At 71.0% G+C, this 24,374-nt stretch carries 21 protein-coding genes; 15 read left to right on the forward strand and 6 right to left on the reverse strand.

What is annotated here, in order from left to right; all coding sequences use genetic code 11:
• The first annotated feature begins 192 nt into the window (after positions 1–192).
• The 11 genes from BZB76_RS01975 to BZB76_RS34500 all read left to right on the forward strand — a co-directional run bounded on the left by BZB76_RS01975 (position 193) and on the right by BZB76_RS34500 (position 13,996).
• Positions 193–1,467: a PucR family transcriptional regulator gene (locus BZB76_RS01975; RefSeq protein ID WP_121432571.1), complete on the forward strand. Its 1,275-nt coding sequence runs from the start codon at positions 193–195 to the stop codon at positions 1,465–1,467.
• A 122-nt stretch (positions 1,468–1,589) separates the two neighbouring features.
• Positions 1,590–3,050 (forward strand): aldehyde dehydrogenase family protein, encoded by a 1,461-nt coding sequence (locus BZB76_RS01980; protein ID WP_121432572.1) that lies wholly within the window; start codon positions 1,590–1,592, stop codon positions 3,048–3,050.
• Positions 3,047–4,696 carry a thiamine pyrophosphate-binding protein gene (locus BZB76_RS01985; protein WP_121432573.1) on the forward strand — a complete coding sequence of 550 codons (1,650 nt, stop codon included), beginning with the start codon at positions 3,047–3,049 and terminating at the stop codon, positions 4,694–4,696. The genes BZB76_RS01980 and BZB76_RS01985 overlap by 4 nt, the downstream gene beginning before the upstream one ends.
• Before the next feature lie 83 nt (positions 4,697–4,779).
• Positions 4,780–5,367 (forward strand): PadR family transcriptional regulator, encoded by a 588-nt coding sequence (locus BZB76_RS01990; protein WP_211342778.1) that lies wholly within the window; start codon positions 4,780–4,782, stop codon positions 5,365–5,367.
• A 40-nt stretch (positions 5,368–5,407) separates the two neighbouring features.
• The gene (locus tag BZB76_RS01995) at positions 5,408–7,036 is read left to right on the forward strand and encodes a urocanate hydratase (protein WP_121432575.1); all 1,629 of its coding nucleotides are present in this window, start codon (positions 5,408–5,410) and stop codon (positions 7,034–7,036) included.
• Positions 7,033–8,187, forward strand: coding sequence for a CaiB/BaiF CoA transferase family protein (locus tag BZB76_RS02000; protein ID WP_121432576.1), 1,155 nt, complete (start codon positions 7,033–7,035; stop codon positions 8,185–8,187). The genes BZB76_RS01995 and BZB76_RS02000 overlap by 4 nt, the downstream gene beginning before the upstream one ends.
• 15 nt (positions 8,188–8,202) lie before the next feature.
• On the forward strand, positions 8,203–9,363 hold the full coding sequence (locus BZB76_RS02005) for a GDSL-type esterase/lipase family protein (RefSeq protein ID WP_121432577.1): 1,161 nt from the start codon (positions 8,203–8,205) through the stop codon (positions 9,361–9,363).
• On the forward strand, positions 9,351–10,568 hold the full coding sequence (locus tag BZB76_RS02010; RefSeq protein WP_121432578.1) for a M20 family metallopeptidase: 1,218 nt from the start codon (positions 9,351–9,353) through the stop codon (positions 10,566–10,568). Before BZB76_RS02005 ends, BZB76_RS02010 begins: the two co-directional genes overlap by 13 nt.
• Positions 10,561–11,841 carry a M20/M25/M40 family metallo-hydrolase gene (locus BZB76_RS02015; protein ID WP_121432579.1) on the forward strand — a complete coding sequence of 427 codons (1,281 nt, stop codon included), beginning with the start codon at positions 10,561–10,563 and terminating at the stop codon, positions 11,839–11,841. The genes BZB76_RS02010 and BZB76_RS02015 overlap by 8 nt, the downstream gene beginning before the upstream one ends.
• The gene (locus tag BZB76_RS02020; protein ID WP_121432580.1) at positions 11,838–13,301 is read left to right on the forward strand and encodes a flavin-containing monooxygenase; all 1,464 of its coding nucleotides are present in this window, start codon (positions 11,838–11,840) and stop codon (positions 13,299–13,301) included. Before BZB76_RS02015 ends, BZB76_RS02020 begins: the two co-directional genes overlap by 4 nt.
• Positions 13,298–13,996 (forward strand): carboxymuconolactone decarboxylase family protein, encoded by a 699-nt coding sequence (locus BZB76_RS34500; protein ID WP_170180475.1) that lies wholly within the window; start codon positions 13,298–13,300, stop codon positions 13,994–13,996. Before BZB76_RS02020 ends, BZB76_RS34500 begins: the two co-directional genes overlap by 4 nt.
• A gap of 221 nt (positions 13,997–14,217) precedes the next feature.
• Here the strand turns inward: BZB76_RS34500 and BZB76_RS02035 are convergent, their stop codons facing one another.
• The 3 genes from BZB76_RS02035 to BZB76_RS02045 all read right to left on the reverse strand — a co-directional run bounded on the left by BZB76_RS02035 (position 14,218) and on the right by BZB76_RS02045 (position 15,913).
• Positions 14,218–14,526, reverse strand: coding sequence for a hypothetical protein (locus BZB76_RS02035; RefSeq protein WP_121432582.1), 309 nt, complete (start codon positions 14,524–14,526; stop codon positions 14,218–14,220).
• Positions 14,527–14,538: 12 nt separating this feature from the next.
• Entirely contained in the window at positions 14,539–14,847 is a 309-nt protein-coding gene (locus BZB76_RS02040; protein ID WP_147449281.1) for a hypothetical protein, read from the reverse strand.
• 91 nt (positions 14,848–14,938) lie between these two features.
• The gene (locus tag BZB76_RS02045; RefSeq protein WP_170180476.1) at positions 14,939–15,913 is read right to left on the reverse strand and encodes a LysR family transcriptional regulator; all 975 of its coding nucleotides are present in this window, start codon (positions 15,911–15,913) and stop codon (positions 14,939–14,941) included.
• A gap of 399 nt (positions 15,914–16,312) precedes the next feature.
• On the opposite strand from BZB76_RS02045, the gene BZB76_RS02050 reads away from it, so the two are divergent.
• Positions 16,313–19,879 carry a M20/M25/M40 family metallo-hydrolase gene (locus BZB76_RS02050; protein WP_246006703.1) on the forward strand — a complete coding sequence of 1,189 codons (3,567 nt, stop codon included), beginning with the start codon at positions 16,313–16,315 and terminating at the stop codon, positions 19,877–19,879.
• A gap of 199 nt (positions 19,880–20,078) precedes the next feature.
• Positions 20,079–21,362: a trypsin-like serine peptidase gene (locus BZB76_RS02055; RefSeq protein ID WP_121432585.1), complete on the forward strand. Its 1,284-nt coding sequence runs from the start codon at positions 20,079–20,081 to the stop codon at positions 21,360–21,362.
• 339 nt (positions 21,363–21,701) lie between these two features.
• Here BZB76_RS02055 and BZB76_RS02060 read toward each other — a convergent pair whose 3' ends face one another.
• Positions 21,702–22,256: a hypothetical protein gene (locus BZB76_RS02060; RefSeq protein ID WP_147449282.1), complete on the reverse strand. Its 555-nt coding sequence runs from the start codon at positions 22,254–22,256 to the stop codon at positions 21,702–21,704.
• Between the two features lie 39 nt (positions 22,257–22,295).
• Between BZB76_RS02060 and BZB76_RS34505 the strand changes: the two genes are divergently transcribed.
• Both BZB76_RS34505 and BZB76_RS34095 read left to right on the forward strand, forming a co-directional pair.
• On the forward strand, positions 22,296–22,466 hold the full coding sequence (locus BZB76_RS34505) for a hypothetical protein (protein ID WP_170180477.1): 171 nt from the start codon (positions 22,296–22,298) through the stop codon (positions 22,464–22,466).
• Between the two features lie 21 nt (positions 22,467–22,487).
• Entirely contained in the window at positions 22,488–22,697 is a 210-nt protein-coding gene (locus BZB76_RS34095; protein ID WP_147449283.1) for a hypothetical protein, read from the forward strand.
• Positions 22,698–23,349: 652 nt separating this feature from the next.
• Here the strand turns inward: BZB76_RS34095 and BZB76_RS02065 are convergent.
• Positions 23,350–23,820, reverse strand: coding sequence for a phosphatase domain-containing protein (locus BZB76_RS02065; protein ID WP_121432587.1), 471 nt, complete (start codon positions 23,818–23,820; stop codon positions 23,350–23,352).
• Positions 23,817–24,371, reverse strand: a complete 555-nt coding sequence (locus tag BZB76_RS02070; RefSeq protein WP_121432588.1) for a CGNR zinc finger domain-containing protein — start codon at positions 24,369–24,371, stop codon at positions 23,817–23,819. Before BZB76_RS02070 ends, BZB76_RS02065 begins: the two co-directional genes overlap by 4 nt.
• Positions 24,372–24,374 lie beyond the last annotated feature (3 nt).

Consider the following 24,374-nt stretch of genomic DNA (forward strand, 5'->3'; position numbering starts at 1 on the left):
GGCAGGGTCACAAAAGTCGCTGAGGGGGCCTGTGCGCGAGACACAGTCCCGAGCCCGGCCGAACTCACCGGGGGCGATCGCCGTTTCGGACAACAGGCCGTTGACGTGGGATGAAATAGCGTGATACATCTCCACAACCCGGGCCGGAACGGGTGACGCAGGTCTCTCTGGTCCGGGCCTGGGGAGGTGACCATGGCACCGTCCGACATGTCCGCCGCCATCGCCGAACCGCTGGCGACCGTGGCCCGCAACCTCGAATCGGCCTCGACGGCGCTCGCGAACGAGTTCGTCCGGCAGTTCGTCTCGGCGGCCGATTCCGGAGCCGTCGACCGCCAGGCGCCCGTGGAGGCGTTCGAAATGGCGGTGAACGTCATCGGCCTGTGCGCGGCGGGGCTCGCCGACGACGGCCCGGTCGGCGAACTGTCGTCCGCGCGCGGCTCGCGCGTCGCGCTCCAGGGCCGGTCGGTGGTGGAGGCCGTCGAGTGGCTGCGCCTGCTGGAACGCGTCGTCACCGACCACGTCCTGGCGAACGCCGACAGGGACGGAAACGGCATCGGGCTGGACGACGTCCGCGCCGTGCTCGGGCGCCTCGCCGAGCTGTTCGACGTGCTCTGCACCCGCGAACTCGAGGCGTTCACCAGCACCTACAACGAGCTGGCGGGCTGGCAGGCGCGGGTGAGCACCGACCTGCTGAGCTGCCTGATCTCGGGCGCCGCCGTCGACGCCAGCACGGTGAACGACCAGGCCAGGACCCTCAACATCAACCCGCACCAGCCGTTCCGCGCGGTCGCGGCCTACCACGACCCGGCGCCGACGGCGCAGCAGTGGGCGCGGGTCCGCCGCCGGGTCATGGAGGTGCTGTGGCGGCACGACCCGCGCCGCGAGATCCTGCTGCGGGAGCGGCGCGGCGTGCTGCTCGCGCTGGTGCCGATGGACCGCGCCGGGCCGGGCGTCGTCCCGCTGCTCACCGAGATGCTGGACGGCGAACCGGGACGGTCGCTGTTCGTGTCGGCGGGCGAGCCGGGCGCGTCGCTGGCGGCGGCCGGGCACAGCTGCCGGCAGGCGCTGTCGGCGCTGGAGATCAGCATCTACCGCGACCAGCGCGGCCAGGTCACCCAGTGCACGGACGTGATCCTGGAAGTGCTGCTGGCGCACAACCGGTGGGTGTCGAACCGGCTCATCGAGACCCGCATCGGCCAGCTCGTCGAGAAGCCGCATCTGCTCGACACGCTCCGGGTGTACATCAACTGCGATATGGCGTTGCAGCGGACGGCGGAGGAACTCCTCGTCCATCCGAACACGGTGGCCTACCGTTTGCGGCAGATCGCCACGCTCACCGGACGGGATATGCGCCGCATCACCGACATCGGTGATCTCAATGTCGCGTTGATGGCCTACGACGCGATCCAGATGCGGCGCGACCGGGAAGAGGCCAGGACTGATCTGCGGGCACGGTTGTTCGCATGACCGAGTGCCGTCATGTGTCGGGCCCATAATGACCGCCGGTTTTCTTTGGTGGCACGACCTCAACAGGTTTTCGGCGACTGATTCTAGGCTTCGACTCACCGAACACTTGTGAGCGGAGCGACATGGACCATCGTGCGGACACCTACATCGACGGGAAGTGGGTCGAGAACAACGGCGAGGACGTCATCGCCGTCATCGACCCCTCGACCGGGCAGTGCGTCGCCACGGTGCGCGAGTCGGCGACCGAGGACATGGACAGGGCGGTCGAGGCCGCGACGCGGGCCCGTCCCGTCCTGCGCGCGATGCCGCCCGAGGATCGGGCCGCGTTGCTGGAACGCGTCGCCGACGAGTTGGAGGCGCGGCTCGACGACCTCGCCGAGCTGATCTCCAGTGAGATGGGGATGCCCCGCAAGCACTGCGGCAACTACCAGGTGCGGACCGCGATCGGAACGTTCCGCAACACCGCCCGCGCGGTCGCCGACGTGGACTTCGCCGCACCGCTCGCCGGGACCGCGCCGTCCGGCCGCTCCACCGTGCTCCGCGAACCCGTCGGTGTGGTCGCCGCGATGACACCGTGGAACTTCCCGCTGCTCCAGACCGCCGCGAAGATCGGCCCGGCGCTCGCCGCGGGCTGCCCGGTGCTGCTCAAGCCCAGCGAGGTCGCGCCGCTGGACGCGTTCGTGCTGGCCGAGGCGTTCGACGCGGCGGGCGCGCCGCCCGGGGCGTTCAACATGCTGTTCGGCAACGGTCTGCACGTCGGCGAGTACCTGGCCCGGCACCCCGGCACCGCGATGGTGTCGCTGACCGGTTCGACCCGCGCGGGCCGCCGGGTCGCCGAGGTCGCCGCCGCGTCGATCAAACGGGTGACGCTGGAACTCGGCGGCAAGTCCGCGGCGGTGGTGTTGCCGGACGGTGACCTCGCGGGCGCCGTCGAACGCGTCGTCCGGTCCGTGATGATCAACACGGGGCAGACGTGCACGGCGCTGTCCCGGCTGCTCGTGCCGTTCCAGTCGCTGCCGGACGCGGAGGAGCTGATCGCCGCGGCGATGGCGGCGTACCGGGTCGGCCCGTCCAGCGACCCGGACGCCGATGTCGGCCCCCTCGCGAGCTGGAACCAGCAGCACCGGGTGACCGAGCACATCGAGCGCGCGCTCGTCGACGGCGCCCGGACGATCTGGTCGTATCCGGACGCGGAGCTGCCGAGGGACGGCTACTTCCTGTCCCCCACCGCGTTCGCGGTCAGCGACCCGCGTATCGCGCTCGCGCAGCAGGAGGTCTTCGGCCCGGTGCTCGCGGTGATCCCGTACGTGGAGGAGGACGAGGCGCTGTCGATCGCCAACGGCACCCCGTACGGTTTGGCGGGCGCGGTCTGGTCGGCCGACGAGGAGCATGCGCTGCGGTTCGCGGAGCGGATGGAGGCGGGCAGCATCGAGATCAACGGCGCCCCCTTCAACGGGCTCGCGCCGTTCGGCGGCTACAAGCAGTCCGGCTACGGCCGCGAGCTGGGCGCCTACGGGATCACCCAGTTCACGGAGCTGAAGGCGATCCAGCGGCACGCCGCCGACCCGGCGGGTGTGCGATGAGCGAGCGCACGGGCGGTGACCTGGTCGTCGAGGCGTTGCGGGCGCTCGGCGTGGAGATGCTGTTCGGTGTCGCGAGCGTCCACAACCTCCCAATCCTGGACGCGGTGCGCCGCGACGGCGGTATCGAGGTCGTGAACGTCCGGCACGAACAAGCAGCGGTGCACGCCGCCGACGGCTACGCCCGCGTCACCGGACGGCTCGGCGTGGCGCTCGCCTCCACCGGCCCCGGCACGGCGAACACGATGGGCGGCCTGTTCGAGGCACAGTTCTCCGGTTCCCGCGTGCTGCTCATCACCGGTCAGATCGAGTCCGGTTTCCTCGGCCGCGCCAAGGGCTACCTGCACGAGGCGGAGCAGCAGCTCGCGATGCTGCGCCCCCTGACCCGCGAGGCGTGGTCGGTGCGCCGCGCCGAGGACATCGCGGAGACCGTCGTCGCGGCGGGCCGCGCCACGGGCCGCGGCTGGCCGCAGCCGACCGCCGTGGAGATCCCGGTGGACCTCCAGTACGCGACCGTCTCCGCGGACGTGACGGTCCCCGTGCCCGCCCCGGCGCCGCGCGCGCTGCCGCCCGAGGACCGGGTGCGTGCGGCGGCCGACCTGCTGACGGACGCCCGGCGTCCGCTGATCTGGTCCGGCGGCGGCGTGCTCAGCGCGGGCGCGTGGCCTGAGCTGCGCCGCATGGTCGAGCGCCTGGAGATCCCCGTGGTCACCTCGGTGCAGGGACGCGGCGTCCTGCCCGAGGACCATCCGCTGTGCCTCGGGCCGCTGGCCACGACCCCGCCCCTGCGCGAGGTCGTCGAGGACGCCGACGTGGTCCTGGCCGTGGGCGCCCGCTTCCAGATGTACACGACCGACGCGTGGCGACTGCGCCTCACGGACCGGCTGATCCACGCCGACGCCGACGCGAGCGTGTTCGGCCGTACGTACCCGCCCGCCGTCGCACTGCACGGCGACGCCCGCGAGACGCTCCGCGCACTGGACGAGCACGTCGCGACCACCTCCGTCACCGAGGACTGGGGCGTGACGACCCGCAAGGCCGCCGCGGAGGCGCGCGAGAACGCCCTGGAGACGCTCGGCCCGGACCATCGAGCGCTCGTGGCGTCGATCCGCCGGACGCTGCCGCGCGCCGGGGTGGTCGTCCGCGACTCGACCGTCCCCGCGTACGCGTGGGGGGACCGGCTGCTGCCGATCCTGGAGCCGCGCACGTCGCTGCATCCGGCGGGCGCCGCGATCGGCCCCGGGCTGCCGCTGGCGATCGGCGCCGCGCTCGGCAGTCGGGAACGGACCGTGGTGATCCACGGGGACGGCGGCATCATGCTGTCGATCGGTGAGCTGTCGACGCTCGCGCAAGCGGGCGCGCCGGTCACTGTCTGCGTGTTCAACGACCGCGGGTACGGGGTGCTGCGCGACGTGCAGCACGCCACGTTCGCCGGCGCCCGCAACGACGTCGACCTGCACACCCCCGACTTCGTGGCGCTGGCCGCGGCGATGGGCGTGCCCGGCGAGAAGGTGTCCGACGTCGCCGGATTCGACCGGGCGTTCACCCGGTCGGTGGAGCGGGAGCCCGGCCCGTACCTGATCGAAATCGATCTGACGGCCCTGGCGCCAATGAAGCGCCGCGCCGGACGCCAGCAACTGCTGAGCTAAGTTCCTCCGTTCGTCCGTGTCCGTCCGTAGGTGAGAGGAGGCCGCTCTTATGACCGTCCAGAATGGATGGTACAGTTCGCAACATGGCGATCAACCTCTCGGCCAGCTCCTACCTCGTGCTGGGGCTGATCGGCCTGCGCGGCCCGAGCTCGTCGTATCAGCTCAAACGTGCCGTCGAACGCTCGATCGGCTACTTCTGGCCCTTCCCCCACAGCCAGCTCTATGTGGAGCCGAAACGGCTGGCGGAGGCGGGGCTGTTGGAGGAGTCGACCGAGACCGAGGGGCGCCGTCGCCGGACGTACTCGCTCACCCCGGAGGGGCGCGAGGCGCTGCGCGAATGGCTCCGGGACCCGGACACCGAGATGTTCCAGGTCCGCAACGAGGCCGAGCTGAAGCTGTTCTTCAGCGAACTCGGCGACGAGGGGACGGTGGAGCGGCTCGCCGACGCGCAGCTGCGCTACCACCAGGGCCGGCTGGACGAGTTCCAGAAGATGCTGGAACGGCTGGTCACCGTCCCCGATCTGGAGAAACGGGTGGCGCCGCTCGTCCTCGGCGTCCGCATCGAAGAGGCGTGCCTGTCGTTCTGGCGCGATGTCCGCGAGACGGGTGTCCGCGGCGCGCTGGGGCGGACGGGCCTTCCGGGCGACCACGAGGGGCGTCACCCGGGCTGAACACTCCGCCTGACCCGAGGCGGGCGGAAAGGGGACCCTCATGGTGATCGCCGACGTCGCCGGACGGGAGCTGCGCTGCCGTGGCCCACGGCAGGAGACGCTCCTGCGGATGTTGGAAAACACCCTCACCCACGCGGAACGACCCGACGACCTCATCGTCTACGCGGGCCTGGCGAAGGCCGCCCGCGACCACGCGGCGCTGAAGGTGCTGACCGAGGCGCTGTCGACGCTGGAGGAGCACGAGACGCTCGTCGTCCAGTCCGGCAAACCGATCGGGGTGTTCCCGACCGGGACGCGGGCGCCGCTGGTCGTGATGGCCAACAGCAACCTCGTCGGCCGGTGGGCGACCAGCGAGCACTTCTACGAACTCGAACGGCGCGGCCTGATCGCGTGGGGCGGGTACACGGCGGGCGACTGGCAGTACATCGGGTCGCAGGGCATCGTCCAGGGCACCTACCAGACGCTCACGGCCGTCGCCGACGCGCACTTCGACGGCGACCTGGCCGGACGGCTCGTCGTGACGGCGGGGCTCGGCGGCATGGGCGGCGCGCAGCCGCTGGCCACGGTCATGGCGGGCGGTGTCGCCCTGTGCGTGGAGGTGGACGCCGACCGGATCAGGCGGCGCATCGACAGCGGCTATCTCGAACGCGGCACCGAGTCGCTCGACGAGGCGATCGCGTGGGCGAACGAGGCCGTCGCGTCCAAGACGGCCGCGTCGATCGGGCTGCTCGGCAACGCCGCCGACGTCCTCCCGGCGCTGCGCGAACGCGGCATCGTCCCGGACGTCGTCACCGACCAGACGGCGGCGCACGACCTGATGTACGGGTATGTGCCGTCCGGGATGACGCCTGCCGACGCCGCGGCCCTGCGCGACAGCGACCCCGACGAGCTGACGCGGCGCGCCCGCGCGTCCATCGCGACGCATGTGGAGTGCATGCTCGCCTGGCAGGACGCGGGCTCGGTCGCGTTCGAGTACGGCAACAACCTGCGGGCGCAGGCGGCGGAGAACGGTGTCGACGCGTTCCGCATTCCGATCTTCATCGAGAAGTACATCCGGCCGCTGTTCTGCCGGGGCATCGGACCGTTCCGGTGGGTGGCGTCGTCCGGGGAGCAGGCCGACATCGACGTCATCGACGACCTTGTCGTCCGCGAGTTCCCGGACAACCCGCTCGTGCAGCGGTGGATCCCGACGGCGCAGCAGTACGTGCGGCAGGCCGGGCTGCCGTCGCGGATCTCGTGGCTCGCGCACGGCGAGCGGACGAAGCTCGCGCTTCTCGTCAACGAGGCCGTCCGCGCGGGCGAGCTGCGCGGCCCGGTCGCGTTCACCCGCGACCATCTCGACGCGGGCGGGGTGTCGCAGCCGCTGCGGGAGACGGAGAACATGCCGGACGGCTCGGATGCCGTGTCCGACTGGCCGCTGCTGAACGCCCTGCTCAACGCCGGTTCGGGCGCCGACCTCGTGGCGATCCACGCCGGGGGCGGCGGCTACGCGGGCTACATGCAGAGCGCCGGGATCACGCTCGTCGCGGACGGCACCGCGGCGGCCGATGAGAGGATCACCGCCGCGCTGACCGCCGACACCGGTATCGGGATCATGCGGTACGCGGACGCTGGTTACGACACCGCCGCCGACGCCGTCCGCGCCAGCGGCCTGCGGTGGTTCGGATGACCGCCGGGGCCCTCGACGGCGTTCGCGTCCTGGACCTGAGCCGTGTCCTGTCCGGCCCGCTGTGCGCCCGGATCTTCGCCGACCTCGGCGCGGAGGTCATCAAGGTCGAGTCGCCCGCGGGTGACGACGCCCGCCTGTTCGGCCCGTTCGTGGACGGCGACAGCACCTTCCACCGCCTCCTGAACCGCAACAAGTACGGCATCACCCTCGACCTGAAGGACCCGTCCGACCGTGACCGGTTCACCCGGCTCGTCGAGCGCGCCGACGTCCTGGTGGAGAACTTCCGGCCCGGGGTCATCGACCGGCTCGGGTTCCCACCGGACGAGCTGCTCCGCCTCAACCCGGGCCTGGTCGCGGTCAGCATCAGCGGCTTCGGGCGCACGGGACCGCTCGCCGACCGGCCCGCCTACGACCTGATCGTCCAGGCGATGTCGGGGCTGATGTCGGTGACCGGCCCCGACGGCGGGCCCGGCGTCCGCGTCGGCGTCAGCATCGGCGACATCGTGCCCGCGCTGTACGCGGCGGTGGCCGTGATGTCGGCGCTGTACCAGCGGGAACACACCGGACGCGGGCAGCACATCGATCTGTCGATGTTCGACGGGCTGGTGTCGATCCTGGAGTCGGTGGCGATGCGTGCGCTGCACACCGACGAGGACATCCGTCCCGCCGGGGGACATCACGCGATCAGCGCCCCCTACGGCACGTTCGCCGCGAAGGACGGACCGGTCGCGATCGCCGTCGCGAGCGACGCGTTGTTCGCGCGGCTCGCGGACGTCCTGGACCGTCCCGGCTGGCTCACCGACGAACGGTACGGGTCCGACGCCGACCGTGGCCGCAACCGCGGGGAGCTGTGCCGCGACGTGGAGGAGGCGCTCGCCGACCTGACCCGCGAGGAGGCGCTGACCCGGTTGGGCGAGGCGGGGGTGCCGTGCGGCCCGGTCCTCGGCGTCCGGGAGGCGCTGTCGCATCCGCACACGCTGGCCCGCGACCTGGTACGGGACGAGCCGGACGGTTTCCGCACCCTCGCGGGCGGTCTGCAGACGACGGGAACGGTCCAGGAGTTCCGTCCGGCGCCCGCGCCCGGCGAGCACGACCACCTGCTGGAGCGCTGGCTCGCCGAGGAGCCGCGTCGCCTGTCCCGTCCCACCTGAAAGGGAGCAAGCACCGTGCTGAAAGTCGACCTCGCGGGCGGCCCGGTCACCATCGCGGGCGCCCTCGACGTGGAGCACACCCCCACCGGGCTCATCCCGAGACGGCTGCCCGCCTGGACCCGCCCCCAGATCACCGACTCCTACATGCGGTTGATGGTGCCGCGACCGGCCGGGGTGCGGCTGGTGTTCCGCACCGAGGCCGACACCATCGAGCTGGACGTCTTCGTCACCCGGTTCCGCAACGCCTACTTCCCGCTGTTCCCCGTCGCGTTCGACGCGGTGGCGAGCTGGACCAACGTCATCTCCCGTGAGGTGGTCGGCGGCGATATCAGCGTCGTCCGCGCCGGTCAGGTCGTCGAGACCGAACACGGCGAGCCGGAGACGATCCGCTTCGACGGGCTCGGCAACTCCTGGAAGGACGTCGAGATCTGGCTGCCGCAGGCCGCCATCGTGGAACTTCGGGAACTGCGCGCGGACGGCATCGTCGCGCCCGGCCGTCTCCCCGGCCGCCGCTGGGTGCACTACGGCAGCTCCATCAGCCACTGCGCGGAGGCGGGGACCCCGACCGACGCGTGGCCGACATGGGTGGCGCGCCGCGCCGGGCTCGACCTGACGTCGCTGGCGTTCGCCGGGAACTGTCATCTCGACCAGTTCGCGGCCCGGACGATCCGCGACCAGCCCGCCGACGTGATCACCCTCAAGGTCGGCATCAATGTGCAGAACCTCGCCTCGCTCACGGAACGCACGTTCGTCCCGGCGCTGCACGGGTTCCTCGACACGGTCCGCGACGGCCACCCCCGCACCCCGCTGCTCGTCGTGTCACCGATCATCTGCCCGACCGCCGAGGACCGCGCCGGACCGACCGTCCAGGACGACACCGGTCGCTACCACGCGACCGGCGACCCCGGCGGACTGACCCTCGACCGGATCCGCACGCTCATCGAGGAAATCGTCGCGACCCGGGTGGCGCACGGCGACCCGTACCTGCGGTATCTCGACGGCCGGGCGTTGTTCGGCCCCGACGACGCGAACGACCTCTACGACGGCCTCCACCCGAACGCGGACGGATACCGCCGCATCGGCGAACGGTTCCACGCACAGGTGTTCGGCCCGTCCGGCGTGTGGCCGGAGCTGGGCGGCGCCGCGAACGAAGGACGACAGGCATGGCAACGGTAGCGACACACGACCACGCGGCTCGCGTACTCGACCTCATCGACCGGAACGAGACGGAACTCGTCACGTTCCTCCAGGACTTCCTCCGGATCCCCAGCGTGTGGGGCGACGGCCCGTCGCTGACGGCGGCGGCGGAGCACCTCGCGGCACCGCTCGCCGACGCGGGCCTCGCGGTGGAGCTGCCCGGCTCCGGCACCGACGGGATGCCGAACGTCCTGGCCCGCGCCGACGCCGGAGACCCCGACAAGGCGCTGATTTTCAACGGGCATATGGAGGTGTATCCGCCGTCGCAGTCGTGGGTGCGCGACCCGTTCGGCGGCGACATCGACGACGGCCGCATCTACGGCGTCGGCGTCGCCGACATGAAGGCCGGCACGGCCGCGATGACGATGGCGGCGGCGATGCTCGCCCGGTCCGGGGTGCCGCTGCCGCGCGATGTCGTCGTCCTCGCCGTCCCCAACCACTTCGAGGGCGGCGAGGGCACCCGGCAGGCGCTGCGCGACGGGCTGCGCGGCGCTTACGCGATCAACTGCGAGCCGAGCGATCTGAAGGTCCTCACCGGCCAGCGCGGCATCGCCTATGTCACGGTCACCGTGCGGGGCCGGGCCGCGCACACCACCGCCCTGGACATCGGGGTGAACGCCGTCGCCCGCGCCGCCGACATCGTCCGCGAGGTCCTCGCGATGCCGATCACCGGCCCGGACGGCGAACCCCTCGACGATGTGAAGATCTGCAACGTGGCGCAGATCTCCGGCGGGGTGGCGCACAACCTCGTCCCGGAACGATGCGAGATCACCTTCGACTTTCGGTTCCCGGCGACGCAGACGCAGGACGACGTGCTGCGGGACGTGCGCGCCGCCGTGGAACGTGCCGTCGACCGGCTCGGCGAGTTTCCCGTGGACGTTGGCTTGGAGGCGACCTGCCTGAAGAACCCGCGCAGTTCGCTTCGGGTGCCGTCCGGTGAGCGGCTCCTCGCCGACGTCGCCGCCGCGCACCACCACAGCACCGGCGAGGACGCCGCCCACGACGTGCACCCCGCGTGGCCGGACACCCCGATCTTCTGGGAGTCGGGCATCAAGGCCGTCACCTACGGTCCCGGGTCGATGGACTGCTACTGGGACGACGAATGGGTCGCGGTCGCCGACTACCTGACCGCCGTCCGGACCTACGCCGTCGCGGCCCTCACCCTGGGCGGCTCGGATGCCTAGCCCGTTCGCGCCCGTCGAGGAGATCTGCTCGGACCTCATCAGGTTCGACACGACCAACCCCGGCGGGACCGAACGGAAGGCGGCCGAATACGTCGCCTCGCTGCTGACCGACATGGGCCTGCAACCGCAGATCATCGAGGCGGAGCCGGGACGCACCAACGTCGTCACCCGGGTGTCCGGCACCGACCCGGACGCGCCCGCGCTGCTCGTTCAGGGGCATCTCGACACGGTTCCCGCCGACGCGTCCGCCTGGTCGCGGCACCCGCACAGCGGCGACATCGCCGACGGCCACGTCTGGGGTCGCGGCGCCGTCGACATGAAGAACGCGGTCGCGATGACCCTCGCCGCGGTCGGTGGCGCCCTCGCCGCGGGCCGCCGTCCCCGCCGCGATCTCGTGCTGGCGTTCCTCGCCGACGAGGAGACGGGCGGGAAGCTCGGCGCCGGGCACCTGGTGACCGAGCACCCCGACCTGTTCGAGGGGTGCGCGGCGGCGATCGGCGAGGTCGGCGGTTTCAACCTGCCCATCGAGGGCGGGCCGCTGTTCGTCGTGTCGGTCGCCGACAAGGGCCTGCGCTGGTACGAGGTGCTGGAGAGGGGCGTCGCCGGGCACGGCAGCATGATCCCGCGCGACAACCCGATCCCGCGTCTCGCGGAGACAACGCTGCGGCTCGTGTCGCCCGACCGTCCGTACACGGTCATCGAGCCGATGCGGGTGCTCGCGTCGCGGGTCGCGGGACGTCCCGTCACCGACCCCGACGAGGTCGCGGACGTCCTCGCCAATCAGACCGGGCCGTTCGGTCGAATGTTCGCCGCAGGGGTCCAGACCACGGTCAACGTGACCCGGGTCGGCGCCGGATACAAGGAGAACGTCATTCCCGGGGAGGCGTGGGCGCGGTTCGACTGCCGTTTCGTTCCCGGGCACGAGGACGAGGTGGACGAGCACATGACGTCCGGTTTCGGCGACGGGACCGAGGTGTCGCTGCTGCGGCGCAGCCCGTCCGTCCTGTCCGACCACGAAAGCGAATGGTTCGGCCTGCTCACCGAGGCGCTCCGGCAGGAAAGCCCCGGCTGCGCCGTCGCGCCGTTCGTGTTCAGCGGCGGCACCGACAACAAATGGTTCCGGACCCTCGGCATGGAGACCTACGGGTTCACGCCGATGCTGCTCCCACCGGACTACGACTATCCGGCGATGTTCCACGGCGTCGACGAACGCGTCCCGGTGGACGCTCTCACGTTCGGCGTGCGAGCGATGGAGAGACTGATTTCCCTATGAGGCGAACGCGAGGGCCCAGGGTCGCGATCATCGGCTGCGGTTTCGGCGGGATCGCCGCGGCCGTGAAACTGAAGAAGAAGGGCCTGCACCATTTCACGGTCTTCGAGCAGTCGGACGGCCCCGGCGGCACCTGGTGGGACAACCGGTATCCCGGCTGCGAGGTCGACATCGCGTCCCACGCCTACTCCTTCTCCTTCCTCACCTACGACTGGACGCGCACCCACGCCGGTCAGGAGGAACTCCAGCGGTACGCCGAACACGTCGTCGACCGTTTCGACGTGCGCCGCCACTGCCGCTTCGGCGTCCGCGTCGAATCGGCCACCTGGGACGCCGAGAAGTCCCGCTACGACCTGCGCCTGGCGGGCGGCGAAGTCGAACACTTCGACGTCGTCATCAGTTGCCTCGGCCTGCTCAACCAGCCTCGCTACCCCGACTGGCCCGGCCTGGACGACTTCCAGGGCCCGAAGTTCCACACCGCCCGCTGGGAAACCGAACACGACTTGACCGGCAAGCGGGTCGCGGTCGTCGGAACCGGCTCCACCGCCACCCAGATCGTCCCGGCCATCGCCGAAAAGGTGGAGAAGCTCTACGTCTTCCAACGGCAACCCGGCTGGATCCTCCCGAAGGGCGAACGCGACTACACCCCCCGCGAACGCATGATCTTTCAGCGCTTCCCATTCACGCAGAAACTGCGGCGGCTGCGCCTCTTCTACCAGTTCCGCGTCCTGTACAAGGGCTACGACCTGCACGGAAAGCGACAGCAGCAGAACCTCCAAGCCTGCCGCGACTACATCCGTGAAACCATCCAGGACCCGGAACTGCGCACCAAACTGACCCCCGACTATCCCTGGGGTTGCAAGCGTCCCGTCCTCGCGACCGGGTTCTATCCGGCGCTGAACCGCCCGAACGTCGAACTCGTCCCACACGCGGTCACCCGCATGACCCCCACCGGCATCGTGGACGCCACCGAAACAGAACGCGACATCGACGTCTTGGTCATGGCCACCGGTTTCCACGCCACGAAGTTCCTCGCCTCCCTGGACGTGCGCGGCACAGGCGGCGTCTCCATCCACGACACATGGAAGAACGACCCGAAGGCCTTCCTCGGCATCACCGTTCCCGGCTACCCGAACTTCTTCATGCTGTACGGCCCCAACACCAACGGCGGCTTCTCCGTCATCGCCCAGTTGGAACGCCAGGCCGAGGTCGCCGCGCGCACGGTCGCCCGAATGCGCCGCAAGCGCCTCCGCGCCGTCGACACCCGCCCGACCGCCACCGACCGCTGGGTCCGGTGGGTCGACGCCCAGATCGTCAAGCACACGTCGGCGATGGAGGCGAACTGCACGAACTACTACCACGCCGAGTCGGGCCGGAACGTCACCCAATGGCCGAAGCCCCACGGCGAGTACTACCTGGCGACCAGAACCCTCCCCTTCTTCGGCTTCGTCGAGCAGCGATGACGTCCCACGGCCTCGACGCGCTCCGCGCCCTCGACCCGGACTTCTTCGCCGCCTGCGCCGACCTGGTCGACGCCGCTCACACCACCGCCCTCGACGCGAAGACCCGCGAACTGGTCGCCCTGGCCGTCAACTCCGCCGTCACACACCTGCACGAGCCCGCCGTCCGCCGCCATGTCCGCGCCGCCCTGGACCACGGCGCGACCCGAGAAGAGATCATGGAGACGTTCCAACTGGTCTCCGTCCTGGGCATCCACGCCGCGTCCACCGGCTTCCCCCTCCTCCGCGCCCTACCACCCCCGTCCGACGCGGACGCCCCCGACCGCGAGGCGATCAAAGCCGAGTTCATCGAGCGCCGGGGCTACTGGGACGAGTCCTGGGAGGACGTCCTCCAACGCGCCCCCGCCTTCTTCGCCGCCTACCTGAACTTCTCCGCGATCCCTTGGACCAGAAACGCCCTACAGCCCAAGGTCAAGGAGCTGATCTACATAGCGATCGACGCCTCGGCGACCCACATGTTCACCGACGGCCTCAAGGTCCACATAGCCAACGCCATCACTCATGGCGCAACCCCCGACGAGATAGCCACCGTCCTGGAAATCGCCAGCACCATCGGCATCCAGACCCTGGAAGTCGGCGTCCCCATCCTCCAGGAGGAACTGGACCGCCGCCACGAACCCCACCACCGTGGGCGGTAGCCCCAGCCGCAGGTCGGCCCAGCGCGTCCGCCATACAGAACCGTGCACCGAGAAGCCGCGCCCGGCGCACGACCGGGTCGGCTGGAGAGAACGGCCGATGCCCGGTCTTGAGTGCTGCGTTGATCTGGTGGTTTTGTGCTTCGTCCAGCCGGAACCGGTCCCTCGACGCGTCTTAGCGGCGGCCCGCCGACGGCGGTGGTCGTCGGCGGGCCGGGGCGGGGTCAGCGGACTTCGACGAAGGTGTTGGTGACCCTGTCTTGGGGGCAGTAGGTGGTGGATGTGGCCCCCACCGGCTGCCACGGTCCGCGGCCGATGATGGTCCCCACACCTGGGATGTGGTGGGTGTAGAAGCAGACGATGCGGTGCTCTCCGGTACCGCCGAGGCAGTTGCTCGACGTGTTGCTGAAGTTCACGCTGATGCTGCACTGCGTCGGGGTGGCCGAGGCAGGTGTCGCCATCGCGGGAACGGCGGTCAGCGCACCGAGGGTCGCCAGCGAGGCCACGGCGGTCTTGCGCGAGAAGAACCTCATATGCCCTCCCTGTCAGCGGACTTCGACGCGGGTGCCCCGGACCCTGTCCGGGGGGCAGTAGGTGCTGGACGTGGCACCGACCGGCTTCCACGGTCCGTAGCTCTCGATGAGCCCCACACCCGGGATGTGGTGAACGAACAGGCAGACGATCCGGTGTTCGCCGGTACCGCCGAGGCAGTCGCTCGACGCGATGCTGCCGCTCGTGCTGATGCTGCACTGCGTCGGGGTGGCGAGGCCCGTCGACGCCATCGCGGGGACGGTCGTCAGCGTGCCGAGGGCCGCGAGCGAGGCCACGGCCACCGTGCGCGAAAAGAGTTTCATCTGTCCCTCCCTGGGGGCATGAGCGGTTTGCTCGCCCCTCTATTCGCGCCAGTGAGCGACGTGGATGCGCGGCCGCCTCGGTCGGTCGGCGTCAGCCGGTCGGGACGTCGAGGAGGCGGGGGCGGGAGTCGGGGTTGTCGGCCAGCCAGCGCAGTGCCGCGGTGTTGCGCTGGACGATGGACCGGTACAGCTTGTGGTAGGTGCGGTGCAGGATGTCGATCTCGCTGGTCGGCATGGTGGCGGTGCGCCAGCGCAGGACGCGGTAGCAGTCGGTGGCGTGGCTGCTGAGCGCGACGACGGTGACGCCGTCGCCGGGCACCCAGGTCGGGGACGCCAGCGTGATCGCGAACCCGGCGGCGACGAACCCGACCATGCTGTTGAAGTCGACCTCCGCGTAACGGAACCGGGGCGTGAACCCTGCGGCCTCGCAGGCGGCGCGGAGCATGGCGGTGCCGCCGTCGTCGCCGCCCTGCGGGGGGATCCAGGTCTCGCCCGCGAGGTCGGTCAGGCTGACGCGGCCCCGGGACGCGAGCGGATGGGTGGACGCCATCGCGATGCCGCAGGGCTCGATGGTGACGACCCGCTCGGTGGTGCCGGACGGGAGCGGCGGGGCGTGGTGGTCGGTGACGCGTCCCATGAACACCACGTCGACCTGGTCGTTGGCGAGGAAGTGGGTCAGGACGGCGCCGGAGTAGTCCAGGCTCGTGTCGACCGTGCGGTACGGCAGCTCGGTTTCGAGGAGCCGGAGCCATTCGCCCAGCAGGATGTGCGGGTGGGTGCCGAGCCGGATGCCGGTGCGGGCGCCGTTTCCGGGGACGGTGGCGAGCAGGTCGTCCATGTCGGCGAGCACGCCCCGGGCCCGCGCCAGGACGTACCGGCCCAGCGCGGTGGGGGTGATGCCGTGCGGTCCGCGGACGAACAGTTGCCCGCCGAACGCCTTCTCGATTCGGCGGAGCTGGTTGCTGAGCGTGGGCTGGGAAACGCCCAGGCTGGCGGCGGCGCGCGTGATGCTGCCAGTCTCGGCGAGCTGGCTCAACACTCGTAAATGCCGCAGTTCCACCTGCATAGCCGTGAAGCTATGCCCAAGTGGCAGGCCCCGCAACCGATATGCAGATGTCACCCTCATTTCCGCAAGGCATGACAAACCGTCCATCTGCCCAGCGCCCCGCCCCCCGAGATCACCTGCTCCCTGCCCGAACGCTCCCTGCCCCTCACTGAGTGCCGGGCTGCCCCAAGCAGGCGTGTCCCCGCCCCGGCGGTGGACGGCGACGTCGTGCCGTGCGGCCGCCTCGTCCCCCCACGCGGCGGTCCCACCCCCCTCAGTGGAGGCAAGCGGAAAGTGAAACGCAAACCCCTTTTGGTGACCTCATTGGTCGCCGCGCTCGCGGCCGGCGGTCTTGTACCGCTGGCCCTTCGAGCGGAACCGAGCGCACAAGGGTCAAGCCCCGATCCGAAGACCGCCGCGGTGGTCTCCGCCGAACGGCTCATCGCCGGACGCGTCGCCGAACTGCACCCGAGCAAGGGCGACAACTACGTTCGGACGCAGGTCGTCGGCACACCGTGGCGGTTGAACTACGTCGCCTACGAGCGGACGTACCGGGGCCTGCCCGTCGTCGGCGGTGACTTCGTGGTCGCCACGGACGATCAGGGTCATGTGCGCAACCTGAATGTCGCGCAGAAGCAGCCGGTCAACATCGGCGTCCAGCCGAAGATCGGCAAGGAGGCGGCGGCGAAGACGTCGCGGGCGGCGCTGTCCAAGCCGGACAAGACGACGGACCAGAAGCTCGTCGTGCACGCGTTGCAGAAGCCGAGGCTGGCCTGGGAGACCACGGTCACCGGCCGGGACGACGGCCACCCCAGCCTGAAGAAGGTGTACGTCGACGCCCTGACCGGCAAACGGTTCGACGAGCAGGAACAGGTCGTCGCGGGCACCGGCACCGGCATCTGGGAAGGTTCCAACCTCACGATTGGAACGACCCAGTCCGGCGGGCAGTACACGATGCAGGACCCGGAGCGTCCTGGTCTGTCCTGCGCCGACTACAGCGGCAGCCGTATCTTCTCCGGTCCGGACGACGTGTGGGGCAGCACGTCCAAGACCAGCAGGGAAGCCGGCTGCGTCGACGTCATGTACGCGGGCGCCGGCCAGTGGGACCTGCTGAAGTCCTTCGGACGCACCGGCCTCAACGGCGGCCGGTGGGCTCCGGCCTACGTGGGTCTCAACGAGGTCAACGCCTACTGGCAGAGCGGGCGCGCGACGTTCGGTCACAACCAGCAGAACCAGTGGATCACGTCCACCGACGTGGTCGCGCACGAGTTCGGGCACGGCCTCGACAGCTACACCCCCGGCGGCATCTCCGGCGGCAACACGCAGGAGTTCGTCGGTGACGTCTGGGGCGCCGCGGTCGAGCACTTCCTGAACAACCCGACGGACCGGCCCGACTACACGGTCGGCGAGGAGGTCAACCTCGTCGGTCGCGGCCCGATCCGCAACATGTACAACCCGTCGCAGGTCAACAGCGACCCGAACTGCTACTCCAGCTCGGTGCCGAGCATGGAGGTGCACAAGGCGGCGGGTCCGGGGAACCACTGGTTCTACCTGCTGGCCGAGGGCAACAACCCGGGCGGCGGCAAGCCGACCAGCCCGATCTGCTCGGGCGGCCCGTCCTCGGTGACCGGCATCGGCATCATGAACGCGGCGAAGATCTTCTACAACGCGATGATGCTGAAGACGTCGGGCACCAACTACGCCCGCTACCGGGTGCTGACCTTGCAGGCGGCGAAGAACCTCGACCCGACCTGCAACTGGTACAGCAAGGTCAAGGACGCTTGGGACGCCGTCACGATGCCCAAGCAGACCGGTGAGCCGACCTGCACACCGACCGGGAACGACTTCTCGATGTCGGTGTCGCCGTCCTCGGGCACCGTCAAGGCGGGCGCTTCGGTTCAGGCGACGGTCTCCACGACCGTCTCCGGCGGCTCCTCCGAGCCGGTGGACCTGTCCGCGAGCGTGTCCCCGGCGGGCAGCGGCGTGACCGCGAGCTTCAGCCCGGCGCGCGTTCCGTCCGGCAACACCTCGACGCTCACCATCACGGCGGACGACACGGCACGGACCGGTCCCGTCACCGTCACCGTGACCGGCAAGGGCGCCACCGCCACCCGCACCGCCACGTACGCGCTCAACGTCCAGGGCGGTGACGGACCCGGGCCCAACAACCCGCCGAACGTCAACGTCGAGAACGTCAAGGCGCACCTCCAGCAGTTCCAGACCATCGCCCAGCAGAACGGCGGCACGCGTTACGCCGCGGGCGGCGGTTACACGGCCTCGGTCGCGTACGTGGAGCAGAAGCTGAAGGCCGCCGGGTTCACCGTGACCCGGCAGGCGTGCACGTCCGGCTGCACCGCCGGCGCAGGCCCCAACCTGATCGCCGACTGGCCGGGCGGCAACGCCAACAACGTCTACATGTTCGGCGCCCACCTCGACGGTGTCCGGGGCGGCCCCGGCATCAACGACAACGGCACCGGTTCGGCGGCGCTGCTGGAGACCGCGCTCACGCTGGCGCAGTCCAAGCCGACCATGCTCAACCAGGTCCGGTTCGCCTGGTGGACGGACGAGGAGCAGGGCCTCAACGGCTCGGAGTTCTACGTCGGCCGCCTCTCGGCGACCGAACGGTCGAAGATCAAGGGTTACTTCAACTTCGACATGGTCGGGTCCACGAACGCGGGCTACTTCATCGACAACCTCAACTCGCAACTGTCCTCGAACCTGAAGGGATACTTCGACTCCATCGGCGTCGTCCCGGACGAGATGGGCGAATGCTGCAGCGACGACGGCCCGTTCCGCAACGCCGGGATCGCCACCTCGTTCCTGTCGACCGGCGCGTCGGCGACCAAGTCGTCCGCGCAGGCGCAGAAGTGGGGCGGCACGGCCGGACGGGCGTTCGACCCCTGCTACCACCAGTCCTGCGACAGCTACCCGAGCAACGTCAACACGACCGCGCTCGACCGCAACGCGGACGCCATCGCGTGGGCGCTGTGGAAGACGTCCGTGAACCAGTCGGCACCCGCTGACGACTTCTCCATGACGGCCGACCCGACGAACGCGTCCGTCAAACCGGGCGAGGCGGCCACGTCCACCATCACCACGGCGGTCACCGAGGGCGCTGCCCAGGCGATCGACCTCACGGCGACGGTGACCCCCGGCGGGCCGAAGGTGACCTTCAGCCCGGCGTCCATCCAGGCCGGCGGCAGGTCGACGATGACGGTCGCCACGACTGCGGACACCCAGCCCGGCGACTACACGGTGAAGGTCACCGGTACCGGCAAGTCCGCCACGCACACCGCGAACTTCACCCTGCGGGTGCAGGGCGACGGCACGAACGACTTCTCGGTTTCGGTCGACCCGTCCAACGGGACGGTCGAGGCCGGCAAGTCGACGACCGCCACGGTTCGCACGGCTCTCACGGCCGGGACGGCGCAGCAGGTGGCGCTGTCCGCGACCGTGTCGCCGAACGGGCCGACCGTCACGGTCAACCCGGGCGAGGTGAAGGCGGGCGCCACGGCGACCCTGAACGTGTCCACCACCGACGGTACGCCGGAAGGCGACTACACGGTGACGGTCACCGGCAAGGGCTCGGTCACCCGGACGGCCACCTACACCCTCACGGTGACCAAGAAGCAGGGCGGTCGGACCGCGACCAGCGAAACCGACTACCCGATTCGCGACTACACGTGGACCGTCAGCCCGCTGAGGGTCGACATCGAGGGTCCGGCGGCGACCGAGGTGTCGCTGTCGATCGACGCGCGGCACACCTGCGCGGAGGACGTCGCGGTCTGGCTCGCTTCACCGAACGGCCAGACATATGTAGTCAAACGCCAAGGAACCGGTCAGTATCAGTGCACGCCGTGGAACGGCCCGATGACTTTCGAAGTCCCGGGTGTCAGCTCTCCGGCATCTGGAACCTGGCAGCTCTACATGTACGACTACGGACCCGGTGACACCGGAACCCTCAATGGTTGGAGCATCAGCCTCTAACCGCGAACACCGACGTGTCCGGCCTGACCCCGCACCGCGGGGCCAGGCCGGACACACCCATCTCCCGCCAACCCGTCCCCCGCCCCGCCCCTTCGCCCCCCGCCCTTTCGCTCCCCGCCATCGCTCCCCCACTCCCTTCCCCCCCGCCCCCTTCGATTCCCGCCCCGAGCCACGGCTCGGCCTCCCAGAGGAGTGCGCAATGTCCCGAAGGTCACGCATCCTGTCCACGGCGATACCGCTGGCCGTGACCCTGATCCTGCCCGCGGCGGTGGCGTCGGCCGCCCCGTCCTTGGGCCCCGAGACCACCACCCCCGTCGCGGCGGCCCCGGTCGGACAGCAAGCCGATCCCCAGCCCAGACCGGACACGGCCGGAGAGCGAAAGGCCGAGGACGCCGTACTCCGGTACGCGGCCGACACCCGGACGTCCAAGGTGACGATCAGCGAACCGGGCTCCAGCTACGTCAAGGTGCATTTCGCGTCCCTGCGGCTGCTCCCCGGTGACCGCGTCACGGTCGCCGACCCGTCCGGACGTGAGGTGCACACCTACCACGGCGACCCCACGGTCACGAAGCACCGCGGCGACTCGTCCCACACCGTCCACGGCCGGACGGGTTTCGCCGCGATGTCCATCGATGGGGACACCGCCGTCGTCACCCTGCACTCAGCCACCCGGCGCCGTAACGCAGCCGCCTTGACCAGGCAGGGATACGGCGCCCGGATCGACGCCTACTTCCGCGGCTTCTCCCAGGCCGAGTACGTGGCCGCCAACCCGCGTACCACCAGCGTGTGCGGCGCCGACGACCGCCGTGACGTCACCTGCTACAAGGAGAGCAACCCGACCGAGTACGCCCAGTCCCGCGCGGTCGCCCGCCAGCTTCTCAAGGGCGTCGGCCACTGCACGGCCTGGCGGGTCGGTAACACGAACCGGATGCTCACCAACCAGCACTGCATGGAGAACGCCAACGACCTCAAGGCCAGCGAGCTCCAGTTCGACTACGAATGCTCCACCTGCGGCGGCCGCAACCCGCGGGCGGGCGTCAAGGTGAGCGGCGCCGAACTGCTCAAGCTGAGCCCGCTCGCCGACCTCGACTACGCCCTGTTCTCGGTCAACAACTTCGACAGCGTCAAGCAGTTCGGGACCCTCTACCTGGAGACCCGCGAACCCACCGCCAACGAGCGCATCTACATCCCCGGACACGGTGACACCCTGCCCAAGCGACTGTCCCTGTACGAGGACGGCGGCGCCCACTGCAAGATCGCGCGAGTGGCGTCCGGCGTGAACACCGGCTACCTGTGCGACACCTCGGGCGGCAACTCCGGTTCACCGGTGCTGGCCGGGTCGTCCCACAAGGTCATCGCGCTGCACCATCTCGGCGGCTGCCCCAACTGGGGAACCCGGATCAGTCTCGTCTACCGTGAGATCGCCGGCTTGATCGACAATACTCCCGGGGCCGCGGACTCCCGGGCGGCCCTGCGCGGCTGACCCCGCGCCGACCGATGACCTCCCGTCCGGGGCGGCTCTCCTCCCGTGGGTCCCGGACGGGAATGCGGTCCGGTATCCCCTGGCGGGGAGGACCCCGGACCCCCGCCGGTACCGCACCGGCCGTGACCTGGCCCACGCGCCGGTGCGGTACCGCGACGGCACCGCCTCACCCGCTCACCGGGAAGGCGGCGCAGCCACGGAACCTCCACAGCCCGACGACAATGTCGAGGCACGCGACCACCAGCCCGTGCGGCCCACCCCACCACCACAGGCGACCTCGACCACCGCACCTGACCACGCGCCGGTGCGGCACCGAGACGGCCCGTTGTCCGGACGTCGTCAGGACGGTCGCAGGGTCGCCAGTTCCGCGCGGCCCTCGTCGGCGCGGGCCGGGATGAGGAGCAGCGTGCAGGCCCGTTCGAAGCGGGCACCGAGTCGTTCCCACGCCCGGACGGCGGCGTCCAGCTCGGCCTCGTCCCCGTGCAGGCGGCCCGTGGCGCGGGACAGGCAGGCAGCGGCCCAGGCGTTCTCGACGGCGGCGTCCTCGGCGGCGGCGAGCCGGGCCGCGGCGTCGGGGAGCCCGGCCACGACGGCGAGTTCGGCCGCGGTGGCACGCGCGTAGGTCCGGTACCAGTCCTGCGGCGGGAAGTCGGCGCACGCGGCGTCGACCAGGCGGGCGTCGGGTTTTCCGGCGTGCAGGGCGGTCCGGGCGTCGACGAACGCGGCGAACGACGCGAGATACCGGGACCCGGCGCCGCCCGCGACCCGTTCCGCTCGGGCGCGCCACAGCCGGAACCCGTCGACGTCGCCGAGCAGCCCGTGGGCGAGCGCGATCGCCGCCACGGCCGGGGACACCCAGGCGAGCGGGCTACGGGCCGTTCGCAGACGTCCCACAGCGCGGGCGCACGGCGGAGCGCTCCGTCGAGGTCGCCGGTGAGGACGAGCGGCGGGAGCAGCGTGCTCAACGCCACCGGGGACCGGTCGCCGATCAGGTCGTCGGCCGCGGCGAGCCGGGCGGTGGCCAGCGCGGCGGGCGGGTCACCGGCCGCGACGGCGCAGGACGCCGCCATGTGGAACGTGTCGGTGATCTCCGGAGCCGGATAGGGGACGTCGCGTGGCATCGCGGTGAGCAGGCCGACCCGCTCGGCGGCGATCCGGTGCGCGTCCCGGAAGCGTCCGGCGGTGAGCGCGGCGCCGCCGGAGGCGTCCAGCGCCGCGGACAGCAGCACCGGGTCACCGGTCGCGCGGGCGGCGGTCACCGCCTCGGCGACCAGGGACGGCTCCGGGGTGACCTTCTCCTCCCGCGCACCCCAGACCCTGGCGGCGACGAGATGAGCGGCGACGAGGCGATGACCGCCGTCGCCCGCGGCCGCCGCGGCGTCGAGGAGTTCCCGCAGCCGGTCGTGCGGGATCTCGGTCTCGAACCCGGACGGGTGGCGTCCCGCGGTGGCGAGCGCGACCGCCTCCGCGTCGCCATCACCGGCCGCGTGGGCCCGCTCCGCCGATGCCGGCAGCAGGTCGAAGGCCCGTCCCGTGTCGATCAGGGCGTGGGCGGCGTCCGAGGCGTTACGCAGATCCGCCGCCGCCTCGCCGGGGGTGGGCGCCCGCCGGACCGCCTCCTCGTAGTGGCCGGGGACTTCGTGCAGGAACCGGCGGGCGTAGGCCAGGTGGGCGAGCGAGCGGGCCAGGCGGTGCGGCTCGGGCGCGCGGCCGGGTGGCGCACCGGCGAGGGCGGAGCGCAGGTCGTCGGCGACGGCGTCGAAGCCGTCGCGCCACCCGTCGCCGCCGCCCGCGAGCCCGCGTTCCAGGTCGGCGGCGGTCGCCGCGGCCCAGCGCAGGTACCGTTCGCGGACCGCCGCCCGCTCCGCGCCGCCCTCCAACTTCTCGGCGACGAAGGCCCGGATCGTCTCCAGCAGCCGCCACCGGCCCTCCGCGGCGCGCACGACCAGCCTCTTGTCGACCAGTCTGCCGAGCAGGAGAGGACGGGTCATCCGTTCCCGCCGGGCTCCGCGACGGTCCGGCCCGGCGGGAAGGCGGTGACCCAGCGGCGTTGCCACGGTGTTTCCACGGCCCGGCGATGGTGGTGGGTGCGCGTCCAGGCGACGGCCTCGGTCGGGGCCACGCCGGACAGGACGGCGAGGCACGCGATCACGGTGCCGGTGCGGCCTACTCCGCCGCCGCAGGCGACCTCGACCGCGGCGCCGGAGCGGGCGCGTGTGTACAGGTCGCGGATGTGGTGGACGGCCGCGTCGCGGTCGCGGGGTAGCCGGAAGTCGGGCCAGTCGAGCCAGGCGGAATCCCAGTGCAGGGACGGCTCGTGGCGGTGGCGGAGACGTTTGGAGCCCAGGTACAGGCCGAAGTCGGGCTCCGGGCCCTCCGGTGGCGGGTTTCGCAGGCCGCGGCCCCGGATCCAGGTTCCGTCCGGCAGTCGGAGCGCGCCGGGGAGCGGCGCGGTCATGAGGTCACCGCCCGGCGGCGGGCCCGGTGGTTGGCGACGTTGAGCCGGTTTCCGCACAGTTCGGGCATGCAGTAGCGGCGGCGTCCGGCGCGGCTGGCGTCGACGAACACGCCGCGGCAGCCGGGGGCGGCGCAGGCCCGGAATCGGTCGTGGCCGAGCGTTCTCACGACGCCGAAGAGTCCTACGGCGATGAACGCGGCCAGTTGGTCGGCGAGGGACTCGTCCGGCGCGGTGGGGACGCACCAGACCCACCGGTCGTCGGGGTCGGGGCGGAGCACGGGGGCACGTCCGGCGCGGCCGATCAGGACGCTCGCACCGGCGACGGCCTGATCCGCGTTCTCGGTCTCGATGATCCCGCGAACTTCCCGGCGCAGCAGTTGGACGGGGAAGACGTCCTCCTCCTTGGGACGTGGAAGATCATGCCCGGCCAGCAGGTCGGTCAGCGCCTTGGTGTCGGGCAGCGCCTCGGTGCCTCGGACCGTGGGGGACGTGCTGACCAGGTCGTTCGCCACCTCGATGCCCGCCGCGTAGTTCGCGATCGGGATGTCCATACA

The organism is Actinomadura pelletieri DSM 43383, assembly GCF_003634705.1.
Classification (GTDB): domain Bacteria; phylum Actinomycetota; class Actinomycetes; order Streptosporangiales; family Streptosporangiaceae; genus Spirillospora; species Spirillospora pelletieri.

Coding starts and splice junctions, on each gene's coding strand:
- BZB76_RS01975 (WP_121432571.1), top strand. CDS start 193: ATGGCACCGTCCGACATGTCCGCCGCCATCGCCGAACCGCTGGCGACC.
- BZB76_RS01980 (WP_121432572.1), top strand. CDS start 1,590: ATGGACCATCGTGCGGACACCTACATCGACGGGAAGTGGGTCGAGAAC.
- BZB76_RS01985 (WP_121432573.1), top strand. CDS start 3,047: ATGAGCGAGCGCACGGGCGGTGACCTGGTCGTCGAGGCGTTGCGGGCG.
- BZB76_RS01990 (WP_211342778.1), top strand. CDS start 4,780: ATGGCGATCAACCTCTCGGCCAGCTCCTACCTCGTGCTGGGGCTGATC.
- BZB76_RS01995 (WP_121432575.1), top strand. CDS start 5,408: ATGGTGATCGCCGACGTCGCCGGACGGGAGCTGCGCTGCCGTGGCCCA.
- BZB76_RS02000 (WP_121432576.1), top strand. CDS start 7,033: ATGACCGCCGGGGCCCTCGACGGCGTTCGCGTCCTGGACCTGAGCCGT.
- BZB76_RS02010 (WP_121432578.1), top strand. CDS start 9,351: ATGGCAACGGTAGCGACACACGACCACGCGGCTCGCGTACTCGACCTC.
- BZB76_RS02015 (WP_121432579.1), top strand. CDS start 10,561: ATGCCTAGCCCGTTCGCGCCCGTCGAGGAGATCTGCTCGGACCTCATC.
- BZB76_RS02020 (WP_121432580.1), top strand. CDS start 11,838: ATGAGGCGAACGCGAGGGCCCAGGGTCGCGATCATCGGCTGCGGTTTC.
- BZB76_RS34500 (WP_170180475.1), top strand. CDS start 13,298: ATGACGTCCCACGGCCTCGACGCGCTCCGCGCCCTCGACCCGGACTTC.
- BZB76_RS02035 (WP_121432582.1), bottom strand. CDS start 14,526: ATGAGGTTCTTCTCGCGCAAGACCGCCGTGGCCTCGCTGGCGACCCTC.
- BZB76_RS02040 (WP_147449281.1), bottom strand. CDS start 14,847: ATGAAACTCTTTTCGCGCACGGTGGCCGTGGCCTCGCTCGCGGCCCTC.
- BZB76_RS02045 (WP_170180476.1), bottom strand. CDS start 15,913: ATGCAGGTGGAACTGCGGCATTTACGAGTGTTGAGCCAGCTCGCCGAG.
- BZB76_RS02055 (WP_121432585.1), top strand. CDS start 20,079: ATGTCCCGAAGGTCACGCATCCTGTCCACGGCGATACCGCTGGCCGTG.
- BZB76_RS02065 (WP_121432587.1), bottom strand. CDS start 23,820: ATGACCGCGCCGCTCCCCGGCGCGCTCCGACTGCCGGACGGAACCTGG.
- BZB76_RS02070 (WP_121432588.1), bottom strand. CDS start 24,371: ATGGACATCCCGATCGCGAACTACGCGGCGGGCATCGAGGTGGCGAAC.